A 16,781-nucleotide genomic window follows, 5' to 3' on the forward strand; every position below is an offset into this window, starting at 1 on the left:
CGCCTGCGATCCGGGTCGCGCCCGACCCCGCCCCCCAGGGCGGGCGCGACCCTGCCATTCCCTTCACGTCACTCCAGCTCTGTCTCCACCTCGGCACTGCGCTCCAGCGTGCGATGCACCGGGCATTTGTCGGCGATCTCCAGCAGCTTCGCGCGCTGATCGTCATCCAGATCGCCCTCCAGCCGGATCACCCGTTTGAAGCGGTCGGCCTTGGCATTGCCCTGCGCGGCGGCGTCCTGCGCATGCACCTTGTCATGGCTCACATCCACGCTGACATGATCCAGCGACCAGCCCTTGCGCCGGGCATACATGCGGATCGTCATCGAGGTACAGGCCCCCAGCCCCGCCGACAGGAACCCGTAGGGCGACATGCCCCTGTCGGTGCCGCCATAGGCCTGCGGCTCATCGGCCAGCATGTGATGTTTCGGCCCCGCGTTGATATCCTGCAAGAACCCCTCGGTATCGGCCTCGCTGACGCGCACGATACCCTCGGGCGCGCCCGGCGGCGGGGCAGGGGGGCGCAGTTCCAGATACCGCGTGGCCCATGCGGCGATGACCTCGGCGGCATATTCCGCATCGCCGGGATGGCTGATCAGGTGGTCGGCATCGTCCAGCGTGACAAAGCTCTTGGGATGTTTCGCCGCGCGAAAGATTTGGGCGGCGTTGTCGATCCCTACGATGGAATCGCGCGGCGCATGCAGGATCAGCAGCGCCCGGTGCAGGGATTTGATCTCGTCCGTCAGGTTTTCGGCGGCCACGCTTTCGACGAAACGCCGCCCGATGGTCACGGTATGCCCGCCCAGAGTGACCTCGGCGCGCCCCTCGTCCCTGATCCGGCTCAGCGCGTCGTCGAAATTATGCGTCACATGCCCGGGGTCGTAGGGGGCGCCGATGGTCACCACCGCACGCGAGCTTTCGATCCTGCGCGCCGCCGCCAGCATCGCCGCCCCGCCCAGGGAATGCCCGATCAGCAGCTTCGGCGCCATGTCCCGCGCCTCCAGCGCCTGCGCGGCCAGCACAAGATCGTCCACATTGGACACGAAGGTGGTATTGGCGAACTCGCCTTCCGAATGGCCCAGCCCGGTAAAATCGAACCGCAGCACCGCAATGCCCGCTCCCGCCAGCCGCGCCGCGATGCGCCGCGCGGCGAGGATGTCCTTGGAGCAGGTGAAACAATGCGCAAACAGCGCCGTGGCCAGATGCGGCCCCTCGGGCAAATCCAGCCGCGCCGACAGGGTGTCGCCATCATGGCCGGTAAAGGTAAAGCGTTCGGTGGGCATGGGACATCCTTTCACAGCCGGGTCACCCTCAAAGGGTAGGCAGGTGCGCCCGCGCTTTCCAGAGAGGACAGGGCGCCGTAACGCCATGGTGATCGTCTTGAAACGCGCGAATTTGCGGTGAATTGCACGGAAACAGCCGGGCCAGGCCAGAGGCTTTGTTAACGAAGGGCTGCAATCCTTTCTCGAGAGGAGTGATGGGACCCGGTATGCAACTGCGCCTTGCAACCCGCAACGATGTCAGGCTGTTCACTGCGGCGGTGGTCGTGGCGATGGTGTGCGGCTCGGTGCTGTTGAACTACATGGTGACGCCAACGCGCATACTGCGCGAAACCCTGATTTCCAGCGCGCTCATCGCGGGGATGCTGTCGGCGCCGGTGGCCTATTTCATCGGCTCACGCATGCGCGACGCGCACGATCTCAATCGCCGCCTGCGTCACGCGCTCAGCTTCGATCCCCTCACCGGCGCCCATACCCGCAGCAATTTCCATTCCCGCGTCGCACGGCTGCCGCGCGGGCCGATGGCGCTGATCGTCGTCGATATCGACCATTTCAAGGCGATCAATGACCGGTTCGGCCATCAGGCGGGCGATACGGCCCTGCAACAATTCGTGGCGGCCCTGATGGACAATTGCCGCACCGGCGATATCGTCGCCCGATTCGGCGGCGAGGAATTCGTGATCCTGCTGCCGGGCACGAAAGCCGCCGATGGCTGTATCGCGGCCAACCGCCTGTGCAACCGGGTGCGCGAACGCCCCGTCGTGGTCGAAGGGACGCCATTGCAACTCACCGCCAGTTTCGGGGTGGCCGGGCTCGGCGATCCGGCGGGAATCGAACGCGCCATCCACGCCGCCGACCGCGCGCTCTACCGCGCCAAGGCCGAGGGGCGCAATCGTGTCTGCCTCTTCGATGCGGACAAGGATATGGGGGCTGACCCGCCCAAGGCCCGGTCATGAGGGCGCTTTCAGGATTGATATAAATCTGTGATGTATTGCATGTTAATAATTCGTTTTCATTATTCACTAGTCACGCCTAGCTTCCCCCTATCGCAAGAGATGGAGAGCGACATGGCACATGAAACCTTTTCCCGACGCAGCGATCTGCACCGGATTCCGGCTGGCCTGTGGTGGATGCTGACCGCCGCTGCTCTGGTGATCGTCGCGCTTGTCAGCCTCGCAGAGGGGCCGGCGCAGACCGGGGCGAACCCGTCCGCCACCCCGCCCCCGTTCGAAGACTGGCACGGCAACGTGCGCCGCTCGGGCGGCGGACAATGACGCATCGCAACGGGCGGGGGCTCAGCCCTCGCCCATCAGCCGCGCATCGAACGGATAGCCGGTCAGGTTCTCGTACCCGTCCTCGGTGATCAGCACCTGATCCTCCAGCTTGATCGAGAAATCGCCCCCCTCTTCCCCCACCAGGGCCTCGACACACAGCACCATGCCGGGTTGCAGCACATACTCGAACGCCCCCTCCACCGCCTGATCGGGATAGGCCACCAGGGGCCACTCGTCGCACAACCCGACCCCATGCATCAGACAGCCGTATTTCAGGGCTTGGAACTTCGCGTCCAGAACATGGGTGCCCGCCGTCAGTTCCGGCACGCTCACGCCGGGTTTCAGCATCTCCATGTTGGTCATGATATGCTCATGCGCGTGGCGCATCGCATACACCATGTCCGGGCGCGGGGCCGCATCGCCGATCCACCACGTCCGGCTGATATCGCAGCAAATCCCGTAGCTGCCCACCAGATCGGTGTCGAACGCCACGATCTCGTTATCCTGCACGATGCGCGGCCCGCATTCCTGAAACCACGGGTTGGTGCGCGGCCCGCTGGCCAAAAGCCGGGTTTCGATCCACTCGCCGCCGCGCCGGATGTTCCCGGCGTGCAGCACCGCCCAGATGTCGTCCTCGCTGACGCCGCCCCCCGGCACCCGCCCACGGGCGAAGCGTTCCATCTCGGCCACCGACATTTCGCAGGCATGCATCGCACAGCGCATCGCACGGATCTCGTCGGCGCATTTGACGGCGCGGGCCTTTTCGGTGACCTCCTCACCCTCCATCACCACCAGTCCCTGCGCCTCCAGCGCGCGCAGCCCGTGCACCATCACCTTGTCCACCGCCAGTTGCCGATGCCCCGGCGCATGCTCTTCCAGCAGGATACGCACCGCGTTGGCAAACGCATCTGCGGCCACATCCACCTTGTCGCCCCGGTCGAAATAGAACAGATCCGCCCCCGCGCGCACCTCGGCCACATGCGGATTGAACCCGCTCAGGAACGGCGCGTTCCTGTAATCCCACATCACCATATGCCCGTCGGCACACAGCAACACCGCACGAAACGGGTTGTGCATGTTCCACAACTGCATGTTGGTGCTGTCGGTGGCATAGCGGATATTCAGCGGGTCGAACATCAACAGCCCGCCATAGCCCCGCGCCACCACATGCCCGGTCAGCCGCTGCCAGCGATACCGGCGCATCTCCTGAAGGTCGGGCAACTCCAGCCCCGCCTGCGCCCACTCCGAAAACGCCAGCCGCGTCGGCCCGATCTCGATCCGGTCGGCATCGTTGGGGGTATTGTCCCCAAGGCGCGTGCCCCGGCTCGGGTCGATCTTGCGAATGTCACGATACTGCGTGTCCATCATGCACGTCCTCCCGTACCGCTCAGGCTGCCCCGCCCGAACGCCCGCCGCTTTGCGGAAAACGACCTGCCCGCATGTCGCATTCCTGCCGCGCCCGCCGCTGTCACAGAAGATTTGAAAAACCGTCACAGGAGTTTTGAGCCCCGCCGGTTACGTGCGCGCATGCAATCCAACCCGGAGAACGATATGCGCATCCTGACCCCCGCCGCGCTGGCCCTCACGCTGGCCGCCGCGATCCCCGCCACCGCCGCCGAACAACTGGGCTATGGCCCCCGCCCGGCCTACCTGATCGACCGCATGGCCGATGGCCCGCTGAAAACCCGACTGGCCGCCTGCCTCGGGCAAACCCCCAAACGCAGCGATTTTTCCATCGGCCACCGCGGCGCGCCGCTGATGTTCCCCGAGCATACCGTCGAATCCAACCGCGCCGCCGCACGGATGGGGGCGGGCATCCTGGAATGCGACGTGACCTTCACCAAGGATCACGAACTGGTCTGCCGCCACGCCCAGAACGACCTGCACACCACCACCGACATCCTCGGCAGCGACCTGGCCGACACCTGCGTGACCCCCTTCGCGCCCGCCAATGGCGATACCCCGGCCCAGGCCGAATGCCGCACCTCGGAAATCACGCTGGCCGAATACCGCACCCTGACGGGCAAGATGGACGCCGCCGACAACACCGCCACCACGGTCGACGATTACATGAACGGCACCGCCAACTGGCGCACCGATCTGTATGCAACGCAGGGCGGCACGCTGATGACCCACGCGGAATCGATTGCGCTGTTCAAATCGCTCGGCGCGAAATTCACGCCGGAACTCAAAAGCCCCTCGGTCGACATGCCCCATGACGGATTCACGCAACAGGATTACGCGCAGAAGCTGGTCGACGAATACAAGGCCGCAGGCATCCCCGCCTCGGACGTCTGGGCGCAATCCTTCAACCTCGACGATGTGCTCTACTGGATCGAGGCCGAGCCCGAATTCGGCAAACAGGCGGTCTATCTCGTCGAATGGCATGACGGGTTCGACGAACAGACCCCCGACACCTGGCAACAGGACTTCGCCGCGCTCAAGGCGCAGGGCGTGAACTACCTCGCCCCCTCGCTCAACATGCTGGTGACCCCGAAGGACGGCGATTATGCCGCCTCCGCCTATGCCAAAGCGGCGCGCGAGGCCGGGCTGACCCTGATCGCCTGGACGCTGGAACGCTCCGGCCCGCTGACCTCGGGCGGGGGCTGGTATTTCCAGTCGGTCGCCGAAGTCACCGACAGCGACGCGGATTACTTCAACATCCTGCGCGCCCTGCACGAAGAGGCCAGCGTCGCCGGCGTGTTCAGCGACTGGCCCGCAACCGTGACCTATTACGCCAACTGCGTCGGCCTCGACTGACTCCGGACGGGTTTTCCGAAAACGGTGCGCGCCCTTCGGGCGCGCGCTTTGCGTTTGTATTGGGGGCTCTGCCCCCAACCCCCCGGGATATTTTGAGCAAGAAGAAGAGCTATGAGACCCCTGCACCCGCCCGTCCCGCGCAACCAGTTTGACCGGCAAAACGTTCAAACCGTCATTTCTTCTTGCCGGAAATATCCTGGGGGGAGGCCGCAGGCCGGGGGGCAAAGCCCCCTTTCTCCGGTAATCACAGCAACCCCTCCTTCAACATCCGGAATTCGCGCATCCGCTCGGCATGGCGCTGTTCGAGAAATTCTTCACGGGCGCGTTCCACATTTTCCAGTGCGCGCAAATCCTTCAGGCTGACCAATGCGGCCACCTCGTGGCCATGGCGGGTGAGGACGATGCGCTCACCCGTGACGAGGTGATGGGTCAGGCAGGTGCTGAATTCGGTGCGGAACCGGCTGACAGGGAGTTCGATGGGCATGCGGGCCTCGTGTTCGGGAAACAGGGCCAGCATGCGATGCAAGGGTTAACAGGGGCCGAGCGAAGCGCGCGATGGCGCATTTGCGTCCCTCATGGATGCAAATGTCCCGGCAGGCCCCGGATTTCGTACAAAACCCGCGTACACATCGTACGTTTCGTACGAAACTCAGCCGCCGCGCACCGTGTCGATCATCAGCTGCACGTTGTCGGGGTCCGCGTCCGGCGTGATCCCGTGGCCGAGGTTGAAGATATGCGGCCCGTTGCGGAAGGCGTCGACGATGCGGCGGGTTTCGCGCACCAGCGCCTCGCCGCCGCTCACCATATGTTTCGACGCCAGATTTCCCTGCACGCAGCCCGAGGGCTGCACATGTTCGGCCCCCCATTCCGGCGTGACCGAATCGTCCAGTGCAACACAGTCGGCCCCGGTTTTTTCATGGAATCCTATGTATTTATCGCCCGCTTCCCGCGGGAAGGCGATGACCGGAATGCCGGGGTGACGCGCCTTGAGCTCGGAAATGATGCGTTTCGCGGGGGCGGTCGCATACTTGTCGAAATCTTCACCTTTCAGCGATCCCGCCCAGCTGTCGAACAGCTTGACGCATTCCGCCCCGGCCTCGATCTGGGCCGAGAGGTATTCGACGGTCGCGTCGGTCAGCCGTTCCAGCAGCGCCTCGAAAAGCGCCTTGTTTTCAGCCTTGAGCGCATGCGCGGGCCCCTGGTCCGGCGTGCCGCGCCCGGCGATCATGTAGGTGGCCACCGTCCAGGGCGCGCCGGCGAATCCGATCAGCGTGGTTTCGGCTGGCAGGGCCTGCGACAGATTGCGCACGGTCTGGTAAATCGGGGTCAGCGTTTCGTGGATCTCGCTGGCCGGTTTCAGCGCGTCGAACCCGGCCTGTCCGGTGATCGTCGACAGGCGCGGCCCCTCACCGGTCACGAACCACAGATCGGCCCCCAGGGCCTGCGGCACCAGCAGGATATCGGCAAACAGGATCGCCGCGTCGAACCCGTAGCGGCGGATCGGTTGCAGGGTGACTTCGGTGGCCAAGTCACTGTTATAGCACAAGGAAAGGAAATCTCCCGCCTCGGCGCGGGTGGCGCGGTATTCCGGCAGATAGCGCCCGGCCTGCCGCATCATCCAGATCGGCGGGGTCTCAAGGGTTTCGCCCGCAAGGGCCCTCAGGATCGTCTTTTGCGCGGCCATGTCGTCCTCCGTTTGGCACGGTGGTCACCCCCCGGCGACACAATGTCAAGCACCCTGCGCTTGTCAGTCGCGGGCAGGGGGGCTAGACCGGCGCCATGACACGCGATTTGCCAACCCCCGACACCCCGATGAAGCTGGGCACGCGCGGCTCGCCGCTGGCTCTGGCCCAGGCTCATGAGACCCGCGACCGGCTGGCCGCCGCCTTCGACCTGCCGCAGGAGGCGTTCGAGATCGTGGTGATCAAGACCACCGGCGACCGGATCATCGACCGCCCGCTGAAAGAGATCGGCGGCAAGGGTCTGTTCACCCGCGAGATCGAGGATGCGATGCTCCGGGGGGATATCGACATCGCGATCCACTCGATGAAGGACATGCCGGTTCTTCAGCCCGAGGGGCTGGTGCTGGACACCTACCTGCCGCGCGAGGATGTGCGCGATGCGTTCGTCTCGCCCCATGTGGCCGGGTTGTCGGACCTGCCCGAGGGCGCGAAGGTCGGCACCTCGTCCCTGCGGCGCAAGGCGCAGGTGCTGGTGGCCTATCCGCATTTGCAGGTGGTCGAATTCCGCGGCAACGTGCAGACCCGCCTGAAAAAGCTCGACGATGGCGTTGCCGCCTGCACCTTCCTTGCCATGGCCGGGCTGAACCGTCTGGGTCGCTCGGACGTGGCCACCGCCGCCATCGCCCCCGAGGAAATGCTGCCCGCCGTCGCGCAGGGCGCCATCGGGATCGAGCGGCGCGCCGACGACACCCGCGCCGCCGATATGCTGGCGGCGATTCACGATACCCCCACGGCGCAACGGCTGGCCGCCGAACGTGCCTTCCTTGCCGCGCTGGATGGCTCTTGCGAGACGCCGATTGCCGGTCTGGCCGAGCTCGATGGCGGCACGTTGCGCCTGCGCGGCGAGGTGCTGCGCCCCGATGGCAGCGAGGCGATCGGCGACGATCAGACCGCCCCGGTCGAAGATGGCGCCGATCTGGGCCGCGCCATGGCAGTCAAGCTGCTGGAACAGGCCGGAGAAGGGTTCTTCGACTGGCGCGATTGATCCGCGCAAAGGGCTGTCGGGCCGGGCGGATCATGCGTCCGGCAGCACCTTGCCGGGGTTCATGATCCCGTTCGGGTCCAGCGCCTGCTTGATCGCGCGCATCGCCTGAATCGCTGCCGGGTTCTTGTGCCGCTGCATCGCCGGTTTCTTCGACAGGCCCACGCCATGCTCTGCCGAGAAACTGCCGCCAAGGTCCATGGCGGCATCGTCCACCGCCTGCTTGACCGCCTTGTGAATCTCCGGGTCCTGCGACTCGGGCCAACCCGCGAAATGCAGGTTCCCGTCGCCCAGATGGGCCACGCAGAGCGGGATCAGGCCGGGGTCCAGGTCGCTGGCGCGGGCGGTGATGCGGTCCAGGAAAACCTGCATCTTGTCCACGGGCACGCAGATATCGTTGTCGATCACGTTCGGGCGCAGCCGCGCCACCTCGGCCGAGGCTTCGCGCCGCGCCCACATTTCCTGCCGTTGCGTATCGCTTTGCGCCACGACGGCATCCAGAATCGCGCCGTCCTCGAACAACTGCCCCAGCACCTCTTCCAGATGGGCGGCGACGGGCACCGTGCCATCCGGCCCCGGTTGCGCATCGCGCGGCGCAAGCGCGCCGACCTCGACGAGGATATTGATGTCATGGCGGTCATCGAAGGGCGCGCGGGCCTCGGGGAAGCGTTCCAGATAGGCGTCCATGAACACGCCGGGCATGAATTCGAACGCTTCCACCGCACCGCCGGTTTCCTGTTGCAGCCGGTTCAAAAGCACCAGCGCCCGGTCCAGCGACGGCACCGCGACCATCGCGGTGGCATAGGCCCGCGGTTTGGGGTGCAGTTTCAGAACGGCGGCGGTGATGATGCCAAGCGTGCCCTCGGCCCCGATCAGCAGGTCGCGCAGGTCATAGCCCGAATTGTCCTTGTGCAACTCGCTCATCAGGTTGACGATCTCGCCCGTGGGCAGAACCGCCTCGATCCCGAGGCACAGATGCCGGGTGCTGCCATAGCGCAGCACGTTCGACCCGCCCGCGTTCGTCGACAGCGCCCCACCGATCATGGCCGACCCGCGCGCGCCGAAGAACAGCGGGAAAATCAGGTCATGCGCCCCGGCGGCCTCGTGGATACGCGACAGGATCGCGCCCGCCTCGACAATGGCGATGCGGGCCTCGGGACGCACCTCGCGGATGGCCGACATCCGGTCCAGCGACACCATGATCGACCCTTGCGCGCGTGTCCCCTCGACCAGCCCGGTATTGCCCGAAACCGGCACGATGGGCGTGCCCGCCCGGTTGGCCAGCCGGACCACCTCTGAAACCTCTTCGGTCGTTGCGGGACGGACAACCGCCAGCGGGGTCCAGTGCGCCTGTCTGGTCCAGTCCTCGCTCCACCGGGCGGCCTCCGCGCCCGTGGCCACATGCGCCGTCCCGACAATATCGGCCAGCAGGTTCAGGATGTCGTCGGGATGTGTATCGGTCATGGCCGCCAAGATGCGCCAGCCACCCGGAGGACGCAAGATGCCACTGGACAACGCGATGGGCCAGCCTAACTTTGTATTGCACACCTGTGGGAAAGGATGCCCTTATGATCCGCATGTTCCGCCTTCACCTTGCTGCCGCGATCTGTGCGCTGGCCGGTGTCCTGATCTCACCGGTCATGGCCGCGCCGGGGGCGTGGAGCTTTGACTCGATCGACGGCGGCACGTTGTCGTTTGAGGATTGGCAGGGCCGGCCGGTTCTGGTGGTGAACACCGCCTCGCGCTGTGGCTATACCCCGCAATATGACGGGTTGCAGGCGCTCTATGACCAGTATCGTGAGCGCGGGCTGGTGGTGCTGGCCGTACCGTCGCAGGACTTCAAGCAGGAGCTGTCTACGGATCAGGAGGTGGCCGACTTCTGCGAGGTGAATTTCGACCTCGACCTGCCGATGACCACCATCACCCATGTGCGCGGCGATGACGCGCATCCCTTCTACAAATGGGTCGCCCGGACCGAGGGGTTCACTCCGGGATGGAACTTCAACAAGATCCTGATCGGCCCCGACGGCGCGGTGGTGGAAACCTATGGCTCCGTCGTGCGCCCGCAATCGGCCCAACTCACCCGCGCAATCGAAGCCCTTTTGCCCGATAGCTGACCCGACAGGAGCCATCCCGCCGAAAAACCGGTTTTTTCGCCTTGACGCAAGGCGCGGCCTGTCATACCTAGCGCCTCGTTCTGGCGGAGTAGCTCAGTTGGTTAGAGCAGCGGAATCATAATCCGCGTGTCGGGGGTTCAAGTCCCTCCTCCGCTACCAAAATTCCCCAGTCTTTTCGGCGACTTCCTCCTATATCGGTTTAGGTTTGCGCTACCAGAAAGCTTATTGGGGTGGCGCTGGGGTGGCAGCGAAGCCTCCCTTAGAAGCCTCGCTTTTGTTATCAGTCGTTGAAGATTTCCCAAAAGACCGATTTGAGCAACAAATTTTTCTGAATTCGCTGCATTTTCTTTTTTTGCTCCGCCGATGATCCGAATTCCTTTTTGTGTCAATGCAAGGAGGCAATTATGCCGTACTCACAAACAACTCCAAGCGATCTGTTGAGCGTATCTACATTGGTTGAAATGCTGCAGCGTTCGCGGGCGAGTATTTACCGTGACATCCAGCGTGGCGAGTTCCCGCGGCCACTGAAATTGGGATCATCTTCGCGATGGCGCCGATCCGAAATTGAAGCTTACATCGAAAGGCTCGCCGGTAATCGCGAGCAAATCTAACAGAACATTTGGGCATGTTGATTTCTGCTGAGAAGTGATGGGGTGGATACCCCCTCCCGACGGCATCGCAATGTGCCAAGGTGATGTGGGTCACATCACAAGAAGGAGGAAGTATCCATGACAGAAGTTACCATCGTTGGGCTGGATTTGGCAAAACGGGTTTTCCAGGTTCACGGTGCCTCGGCCGATGGAGGCGTTGTTTTTCGCAAGAAGCTATCACGGCGTCAGGTGTTGGCATTTTTCGCAGATTTGCAGCCTTGCGTGGTTGCTATGGAGGCCTGTGCTACGGCCCACTACTGGGCACGTGAGATCAGCACCCTGGGACATACCGTCAGGTTGGTGCCGCCAGCCTACGTCAAGCCTTTCGTCAAGCGTCAAAAGAACGATGCGGCTGACGCGGAGGCCATAGTTGAAGCAGCCAGTCGGCCGACCATGAGGTTCGTTGACCCGAAGTCACCCCAACAGCAAGCGCGCGCCATGGTCTTTCGAACCCGTGATCTGTTTGTCCGCCAGAGGACATAAACCATCAATGCGCTACGGGCCCATTTGGCAGAGCATGGCCTCATCGCACCTCAGGGTCTGTCTAATCTCGCAGGGATCCAGCGGGTAGTTGAAGAAGGAACAGCTGATTTGGAACCGTTGATTGTCGAGACTGCCCGGATCTACCTTGAGCAGATCATTGATTTGTCCAGTCGCATCGCCAAAATGGAAGCGACGTTGAAGCAAGAAGCTGCACAATCTGATGCCTCGTCAAGGATGATGACAATGCCGGGTCTCGGGCCGATCACCGCGATGGCTGTCAATCGGCATTGAAGTTTGACCCCCGATTGGCGTCCAAAAGGGCTCTGTTGCAAACTTTATCACATGACGGGCTCTGTTGCAAACTTTATCACATGACGCAGTTACCCCTCCATTGGACACACTTATGCTGCGGCTTTGAAATGCTCTTCGATCAGCGTCATTGCCTCGGTCATGACACATGGCCCGACACCGAAGGCGCGTTCGATCATGCGTTTTTCGCCAATCGGGTCGCGGGTCAGGTTGAAGGTGCGGCCCTGGCCTTTTCGCAGGGCGCGCATCACCTCGAAACCCTTGATTGTGGCGTAGGCCGTCCTCATCGTCTTGAAACCCCGGACCGGCTTGATCAGCTGCTTGAGCTTGCCGTGATCGGCCTCGATCACATTATTTAGATACTTGACCTGGCGGTGTTCCACGTCCCGCGGACATTTACCCTCTTTCTTCAACTCGCGGATCGCCTGAATGTAGCATCCGGCCTTGTCGGTGTTGATCTTGGACGGTTTCTCCCAATCTTTACAGGCACGAATGGCCTTGCCCAGAAAGCGTTTCGCGGCTTTGGCATTGCGGGTTGAAGACAGGTAGAAATCGACGGTGTTCCCCAACTTATCGACCGCCCGGTACAGATACGTCCACTTGCCGCGCACCTTGATGTACGTTTCGTCAACGCGCCAGCTATCCGACATCGGCCGCCGCCACTGCCAGCGCATCCGCCGCTCCATTTCGCGGGCGTAGCGTTGCACCCAGCGGTAAATGGTCGAATGATCGACACGCACACCGCGCTCCGCCATCATGGTTTCCAGATCACGATAGCTGAGGCCATACCGACAGTACCAGCGAACAGCCCAAAGCACGACTTCACCAGAGAAATGCCGCCCTTTGAAATCGTTCATAGCTTGATCCTCGCACTGAAAACCGACCCAAACATGGCAACCCGCATATGTGTTTGCAACAGAGCCCGAGAAAGCACGGCGCGGCGAACTTGTCGTCGCTGCCCCAGTCGGATTCGTAAAAGCCGGGGACCGGCTTGAGAAGGATCCGGACCGCCGCGTGCAAGAGGCCATATCCCTGGTTTTCGACAAGGTCGCCGAGCTGGGGAGCGCGCGGCAGGCCCTCATGTGGTTCCTCGAACATGGCCTTGAATTGCCCAGCTTGCGCAAACAGGGTGATGTGATCTGGCGGCGGCCGACATACGCCACCATCCATCGTATGATCGTCAACCCGGCCTATGGCGGGGCCTATGCCTATGGCAAGACCCAGGCAGCGGCGGGGTTCGGTGCAACCGCCATTCGCAGGAAAGATCGCGACGACTGGCTGGCATTGAAGCCGGGCGCACATGAAGGCTATGTGAGTTGGGAACGGGCAGAGGCGATCCGCAAAATGGTCAGCAATAATGTTCCTCAGAGCCGGCATCATGGCGCGGCCAAACATGGCTCTGCCCTCCTGGCCGGGCTGCTGCGTTGCCGACGCTGCGGCCGCAAGCTTACGGTTCGCTATACCGGCAAGAAGCATGACATCCCGCGTTACTCCTGCTGGCGCGGCCTTTTGGACAACGGCGAAACGCGCTGCATCGCCTTCGGCGGATTGCGGGTCGACGATGCCATTGAACAGGCGCTTTTGCAGGTAGTCGGACCCGGCGCCATTGCCGCCGCAGAGGTGGCCGCCAGGCAAGCACTGCGCCAGCGGGATCAGGTTCGCGATGCGCTCTGTCGTGATCTGGAAGCGGCTCAATACGCGACTGATCGGGCCTTCCGGCAGTATGATGCATCCGATCCCGAGAACCGCCTCGTGACCGCCGAACTGGAAGTCCGCTGGAACCGGGCACTTCAGCAGGTTCAGGAGATCGAGAACAAGATCGTTCACCATGACGCGGTCAGCCCGAACGGGACCACGCTGCCGGTGGAAGACCTGGCGGCCCTGGGGGCCGATCTCGAACGCGTCTGGTTCGCGCCGGCCACCGATGCCAGGTTGAAGAAGCGCATCGTTCGCACGGTGATCCGGGAAGTGGTAGCAGATCTTGATGATGATGCCTCCGAGATCGTTTTGATGGTTCATTGGGTGGGTGGCGCCCATACCGAAATCCGCCTGCCAAAGCGCCGCCGCGGACAGCGCAACGCGACACCGCCGGATATTGTCGAAGCCGTGCGCCAGCTAGCGCGGATCGCCAGCGACGATGTCATCGCCGGCGTTCTGAACCGGAACGGTCTCGTCACCGGAAACGGCAATCGCTGGACCAGGGAACGGGTCACGGCGTTGCGGTCCTATCGCAAGATCCCGGTATACAAACCCGAACCCAATGGTCTTGACCCGTGGCTCAACCTTTCTGGCGCCGCAAAACTGATCGGAGTAGCGCCAAAAACATTGCGGTTGGCAGCGGAAGCAGGTGATATCAAAGCAGACCACCCGCTTGCTGACGGGCCATGGGTATTCGAGCGCGCGGAACTGTCAAAAACGAAGGCACAACAACTCAGGAAACGGGCGCAGAAAAACCCAAAACACCCCGCGGTATCGCACCCGGATCAGCAAAACCTATTCTCTTCAACAACATAGAAAGATGGGCGTAATGAAACAGGCTTGAACCAGTCAAGCCATCGCGGCAGGTCAGAGTTGCGAGCAGCGGAAGAGGCGTGATCGGTAGCATGACCCGTTGTCGGTCATCACCCGTTCGACCCTGATGCCGCGCGCGGCGAACCAGGCCAGCGCGCGGCCCAGAAAGGCGGTGGCACTCTCCTTGCGCTCGTCGGGCAGGACCTCGACATAGGCCAGCCGGGTCGCGTCATCGACGGCGACATGGACGAAATCCCAGCCGGCGCCACGGCTGGATCCCTTGGTCCGTGATCCCGTGGCGCGATGGCCCGGCCGGTAGAAGCGGCCCAGTTTCTTGATGTCGATATGGAGCAGTTCGCCCGGCCTCTCCCGCTGATAGCGCCGGACCGGTGGCGGCGGATCGAGCGCCGCGCGCCGTCCGGCACCGTGACGGGCCAGCCACCGCGCGACGGTCGAGCGGGCCAGACCGAGCCGCTCGGCGATGGCGGCCGCCGTCATGCGGAAGCGGTGGCGCAGATCGAGGATCAGAGCGATCCGGGCCTCACCGAGACGCCTTGGGCGCCGAACGGGTGCGCTTGCGCCATTGGCCAGCGCGCCGTGACCCCCCTCCCGGTATCGTCGGAGCCATTTGTGGACCGTGCGCAGCGACAGGCCGAACTCCTCGGCGATCTGTCGAGCGGACCGACCTGCGGCATGGCGGGCGACGATAAGCGCTCGACTATGAACAGTGAGACGCGCACCTTGATGTGGGGTGTTCATCCTTCGGGGTCCTCGGCTGGAGTTTGGCGATTGCAGCCTAACTCCGAACCGGATGAACAACCTACTGAAGGTTCACAGCTAGAAGGCGCAAGGATCAGAAATCAGATAGCTTATTTTTCACCTTCAAATCCCACGACTTTCAGGGTGAATTTTTCGACATAATCCACCAGATGCTCTACCGCCCTCTCCGCGTCTTCGGGATTGGCATCGGCGATGGCGCCGGCCACGCGGGCATGGGCCGTTGCCATGGCCCGAATATCGCCATGCTTCTGGTAATGGAGCAGCCAGAAACGGCGCGAGACCCCTTTGACCGACTGCATGGCCTTCATCGCAAAGCTGTTGTCGGCGGCGATGCCGAGCAACGAATGATGTTCGATATCGAGATCCATCATCGCAATCGCGTCCCGGCTTTCGGCATGGCCCTCGAATTTTCGTGAAATATCCAGAAACTGTGCGCGTTGCTCATCTGTTGCCCGCGCCGCCGCACAGCGGGCCAAGAGACCCTCGACTTCCCGGCGCAGTTCTTGGGCACGAAACTGCAAAGTGATATCTATTGGGCAAATCTGGGCACCGCGCCTGGGAACCGTGTGAATAAGCCCTTGGTCCTGCAACCGCTGCACTGCGGACCTGACAGATGCGCGGCTATGCCCAGAGGCTTTCATCAGGTCGGTTTCAGACACCCAGGTGCCCGGTGCCAGCTCTCCGGTGACGATCAAGCGCTCGAGCGAGAAATACGCCTCTTCGCGCTGCATCAATGGGGGCTCTGTACCGGCCTTCAACTCGTTTTCCGACATGTTCTCTCCACCCTACGGGTCGTCAATATAGCCTGACATTTCACAACACGACAATCGCAATTCTTGACATGTCAACAATGCTTGGTAACATGTCAGTAATTAACAAACAACAGGGAGCTCATTATGAAACTGGTAAAAACAGGCCTCTTGGCGGGGGCGTTAAGTCTGGCCACAGCGGCGAGTGCCGTGGCACAGCATCTGGTCCGCGTGGCCGAGCCCAACTGGGCAAGTGGGCGCGCGATGGCCGCGCTTATTTCTACGGTTATCGAGGACCGGCTGGGCGGTCAGGTAGAGATCGTCCCCGGCGGCAATGCGGTGATCTTTGCCGGGATGGATCGAGGCAAGGGTGAGATTGATGTGCATCCCGATGTCTGGATGCCGAATCAGGAGAATTTCACAAAGGAATATGTCGATCAAAACGGCACTGTGGCGCTGAGCGATCATGGCTACACAGGTTTTTCCGCATTCTGTGCCCCCCGCGAATTTGCAGAGAAACATGGGATCAAAAGCGTCTTTGATCTCGCCACGCCAGAGGCCGCGGCCGCGATGGACCGTGATGGCGACGGTATGGGCGAAATCTGGCTCGGGGCGCCCGGTTGGACCTCGACCAACCAGAACAAGGTAAAAGCCCGTGATTACGGGATCTCCAACTTCTTCGAAGAAATCGTCGCCGAAGAAGAGGTCGCCACCGCGTCGATTTCTGATGCGATCGCCAAGGGCGAGGGCTTTGTCTTTTACTGCTATGCCCCGCATTACAACTGGTTCGTGTTCGACATGGTGCAGCTGGAAGAGCCGCCCTACGACCCGGCGAAATACACGATGGTCAATCCGAACGAAGATCCTGAGTGGTTCGAGAAATCCTCAATCACCGTGGGTGCCCAGGATAAATCCATCCATGTCGGCTATTCCAAAAGCCTGGAGACCCGCGCGCCGATGGTCGCGGAGTTCCTCAAGAACATCGCGATGGATGTCGACACCGTCAACGAGTTCACCAACGAAATTGTCGTCAAACAACGTGACGGCCAGGAGGTCGCGCGGGAGTGGATCGCCGCAAACAGTGACCGCGTCGATGGTTGGCTGGGGCTGTGACGCAAGGTGGGGCGCAGCATCTGCGCCCCACAGG

At 62.6% G+C, this 16,781-nt stretch carries 17 protein-coding genes, 1 tRNA gene and 1 pseudogene; 11 read left to right on the top strand and 8 right to left on the bottom strand.

Features of this window, described 5'->3' with window-relative positions; all coding sequences use genetic code 11:
- Window positions 1–68: 68 nt before the first annotated feature.
- Complete coding sequence (locus tag BUB53_RS10060) at window positions 69–1,280, bottom strand: bifunctional alpha/beta hydrolase/OsmC family protein (protein ID WP_073034591.1); 1,212 nt, start codon at window positions 1,278–1,280, stop codon at window positions 69–71.
- 206 nt (window positions 1,281–1,486) lie between these two features.
- On the opposite strand from BUB53_RS10060, the gene BUB53_RS10065 reads away from it, so the two are divergent.
- Together BUB53_RS10065 and BUB53_RS10070 are read left to right on the top strand one after the other, a co-directional pair.
- Window positions 1,487–2,233, top strand: a complete 747-nt coding sequence (locus tag BUB53_RS10065; protein ID WP_073034674.1) for a GGDEF domain-containing protein — start codon at window positions 1,487–1,489, stop codon at window positions 2,231–2,233.
- 111 nt (window positions 2,234–2,344) lie between these two features.
- On the top strand, window positions 2,345–2,551 hold the full coding sequence (locus tag BUB53_RS10070) for a hypothetical protein (protein WP_073034592.1): 207 nt from the start codon (window positions 2,345–2,347) through the stop codon (window positions 2,549–2,551).
- Window positions 2,552–2,572: 21 nt separating this feature from the next.
- Here BUB53_RS10070 and dddP read toward each other — a convergent pair whose 3' ends face one another.
- On the bottom strand, window positions 2,573–3,916 hold the full coding sequence (gene dddP / locus BUB53_RS10075; protein ID WP_073034675.1) for a dimethylsulfonioproprionate lyase DddP: 1,344 nt from the start codon (window positions 3,914–3,916) through the stop codon (window positions 2,573–2,575).
- Window positions 3,917–4,102: 186 nt separating this feature from the next.
- Between dddP and BUB53_RS10080 the strand changes: the two genes are divergently transcribed.
- A complete protein-coding gene (locus BUB53_RS10080) occupies window positions 4,103–5,311 on the top strand; it encodes a glycerophosphodiester phosphodiesterase family protein (RefSeq protein ID WP_073034594.1) in 1,209 nt (402 codons plus the stop codon).
- Window positions 5,312–5,555: 244 nt separating this feature from the next.
- Here BUB53_RS10080 and BUB53_RS10085 read toward each other — a convergent pair whose 3' ends face one another.
- Together BUB53_RS10085 and hemE are read right to left on the bottom strand one after the other, a co-directional pair.
- Entirely contained in the window at window positions 5,556–5,795 is a 240-nt protein-coding gene (locus BUB53_RS10085; RefSeq protein WP_159437803.1) for a type II toxin-antitoxin system Phd/YefM family antitoxin, read from the bottom strand.
- 165 nt (window positions 5,796–5,960) lie between these two features.
- On the bottom strand, window positions 5,961–6,995 hold the full coding sequence (gene hemE, locus BUB53_RS10090; RefSeq protein ID WP_073034597.1) for a uroporphyrinogen decarboxylase: 1,035 nt from the start codon (window positions 6,993–6,995) through the stop codon (window positions 5,961–5,963).
- A 95-nt stretch (window positions 6,996–7,090) separates the two neighbouring features.
- Between hemE and hemC the strand changes: the two genes are divergently transcribed.
- Window positions 7,091–8,038: a hydroxymethylbilane synthase gene (gene hemC, locus BUB53_RS10095; protein WP_073034599.1), complete on the top strand. Its 948-nt coding sequence runs from the start codon at window positions 7,091–7,093 to the stop codon at window positions 8,036–8,038.
- 30 nt (window positions 8,039–8,068) lie between these two features.
- Here hemC and BUB53_RS10100 read toward each other — a convergent pair whose 3' ends face one another.
- A complete protein-coding gene (locus tag BUB53_RS10100) occupies window positions 8,069–9,499 on the bottom strand; it encodes an FAD-binding oxidoreductase (protein ID WP_073034601.1) in 1,431 nt (476 codons plus the stop codon).
- 113 nt (window positions 9,500–9,612) lie between these two features.
- Between BUB53_RS10100 and BUB53_RS10105 the strand changes: the two genes are divergently transcribed.
- From BUB53_RS10105 to BUB53_RS23505, 5 genes and pseudogenes are all read left to right on the top strand, one after another.
- On the top strand, window positions 9,613–10,152 hold the full coding sequence (locus tag BUB53_RS10105) for a glutathione peroxidase (protein ID WP_073034676.1): 540 nt from the start codon (window positions 9,613–9,615) through the stop codon (window positions 10,150–10,152).
- 82 nt (window positions 10,153–10,234) lie between these two features.
- Window positions 10,235–10,311 (top strand) — tRNA-Met (locus BUB53_RS10110).
- Between the two features lie 245 nt (window positions 10,312–10,556).
- Entirely contained in the window at window positions 10,557–10,763 is a 207-nt protein-coding gene (locus BUB53_RS10115; RefSeq protein WP_073034603.1) for a helix-turn-helix transcriptional regulator, read from the top strand.
- 117 nt (window positions 10,764–10,880) lie between these two features.
- Window positions 10,881–11,282, top strand: a pseudogene (locus tag BUB53_RS23500) (IS110 family RNA-guided transposase); the annotation flags it as partial.
- Window positions 11,283–11,309: 27 nt separating this feature from the next.
- Window positions 11,310–11,576 (top strand): hypothetical protein, encoded by a 267-nt coding sequence (locus BUB53_RS23505; protein WP_200797796.1) that lies wholly within the window; start codon window positions 11,310–11,312, stop codon window positions 11,574–11,576.
- Window positions 11,577–11,686: 110 nt separating this feature from the next.
- On the opposite strand, the gene BUB53_RS10125 is transcribed toward BUB53_RS23505, so the two are convergent.
- On the bottom strand, window positions 11,687–12,451 hold the full coding sequence (locus BUB53_RS10125; protein ID WP_073034604.1) for an IS6 family transposase: 765 nt from the start codon (window positions 12,449–12,451) through the stop codon (window positions 11,687–11,689).
- A gap of 157 nt (window positions 12,452–12,608) precedes the next feature.
- On the opposite strand from BUB53_RS10125, the gene BUB53_RS10130 reads away from it, so the two are divergent.
- Entirely contained in the window at window positions 12,609–14,108 is a 1,500-nt protein-coding gene (locus BUB53_RS10130; protein WP_073034677.1) for a recombinase family protein, read from the top strand.
- Window positions 14,109–14,159: 51 nt separating this feature from the next.
- On the opposite strand, the gene BUB53_RS10135 is transcribed toward BUB53_RS10130, so the two are convergent.
- Both BUB53_RS10135 and BUB53_RS10140 read right to left on the bottom strand, forming a co-directional pair.
- Window positions 14,160–14,864, bottom strand: a complete 705-nt coding sequence (locus BUB53_RS10135; protein WP_073034606.1) for a helix-turn-helix domain-containing protein — start codon at window positions 14,862–14,864, stop codon at window positions 14,160–14,162.
- 110 nt (window positions 14,865–14,974) lie between these two features.
- Window positions 14,975–15,616 carry a GntR family transcriptional regulator gene (locus BUB53_RS10140; RefSeq protein ID WP_159437804.1) on the bottom strand — a complete coding sequence of 214 codons (642 nt, stop codon included), beginning with the start codon at window positions 15,614–15,616 and terminating at the stop codon, window positions 14,975–14,977.
- 165 nt (window positions 15,617–15,781) lie between these two features.
- Here BUB53_RS10140 and BUB53_RS10145 point away from each other — a divergent pair, with 165 nt between their 5' ends.
- Window positions 15,782–16,747 carry an ABC transporter substrate-binding protein gene (locus BUB53_RS10145; protein WP_073034609.1) on the top strand — a complete coding sequence of 322 codons (966 nt, stop codon included), beginning with the start codon at window positions 15,782–15,784 and terminating at the stop codon, window positions 16,745–16,747.
- The last annotated feature ends 34 nt before the right edge of the window (window positions 16,748–16,781 follow it).

It is taken from the genome of Roseovarius pacificus, assembly GCF_900142665.1.
Classification (GTDB): Bacteria; Pseudomonadota; Alphaproteobacteria; order Rhodobacterales; family Rhodobacteraceae; genus Roseovarius; species Roseovarius pacificus.

Excerpts from the sequence above, each read along its gene's own strand:
- BUB53_RS10105 (WP_073034676.1), top strand. The coding sequence starts at position 9,613 with ATGTTCCGCCTTCACCTTGCTGCCGCGATCTGTGCGCTGGCCGGTGTC.
- BUB53_RS10060 (WP_073034591.1), bottom strand. The coding sequence starts at position 1,280 with ATGCCCACCGAACGCTTTACCTTTACCGGCCATGATGGCGACACCCTG.
- BUB53_RS10065 (WP_073034674.1), top strand. The coding sequence starts at position 1,487 with ATGCAACTGCGCCTTGCAACCCGCAACGATGTCAGGCTGTTCACTGCG.
- BUB53_RS10080 (WP_073034594.1), top strand. The coding sequence starts at position 4,103 with ATGCGCATCCTGACCCCCGCCGCGCTGGCCCTCACGCTGGCCGCCGCG.
- BUB53_RS10135 (WP_073034606.1), bottom strand. The coding sequence starts at position 14,864 with ATGAACACCCCACATCAAGGTGCGCGTCTCACTGTTCATAGTCGAGCG.
- BUB53_RS10085 (WP_159437803.1), bottom strand. The coding sequence starts at position 5,795 with ATGCCCATCGAACTCCCTGTCAGCCGGTTCCGCACCGAATTCAGCACC.
- BUB53_RS10125 (WP_073034604.1), bottom strand. The coding sequence starts at position 12,451 with ATGAACGATTTCAAAGGGCGGCATTTCTCTGGTGAAGTCGTGCTTTGG.
- BUB53_RS10115 (WP_073034603.1), top strand. The coding sequence starts at position 10,557 with ATGCCGTACTCACAAACAACTCCAAGCGATCTGTTGAGCGTATCTACA.
- hemE (WP_073034597.1), bottom strand. The coding sequence starts at position 6,995 with ATGGCCGCGCAAAAGACGATCCTGAGGGCCCTTGCGGGCGAAACCCTT.
- dddP (WP_073034675.1), bottom strand. The coding sequence starts at position 3,916 with ATGGACACGCAGTATCGTGACATTCGCAAGATCGACCCGAGCCGGGGC.
- BUB53_RS10145 (WP_073034609.1), top strand. The coding sequence starts at position 15,782 with ATGAAACTGGTAAAAACAGGCCTCTTGGCGGGGGCGTTAAGTCTGGCC.
- BUB53_RS10140 (WP_159437804.1), bottom strand. The coding sequence starts at position 15,616 with ATGCAGCGCGAAGAGGCGTATTTCTCGCTCGAGCGCTTGATCGTCACC.
- BUB53_RS10070 (WP_073034592.1), top strand. The coding sequence starts at position 2,345 with ATGGCACATGAAACCTTTTCCCGACGCAGCGATCTGCACCGGATTCCG.
- BUB53_RS10100 (WP_073034601.1), bottom strand. The coding sequence starts at position 9,499 with ATGACCGATACACATCCCGACGACATCCTGAACCTGCTGGCCGATATT.
- hemC (WP_073034599.1), top strand. The coding sequence starts at position 7,091 with ATGACACGCGATTTGCCAACCCCCGACACCCCGATGAAGCTGGGCACG.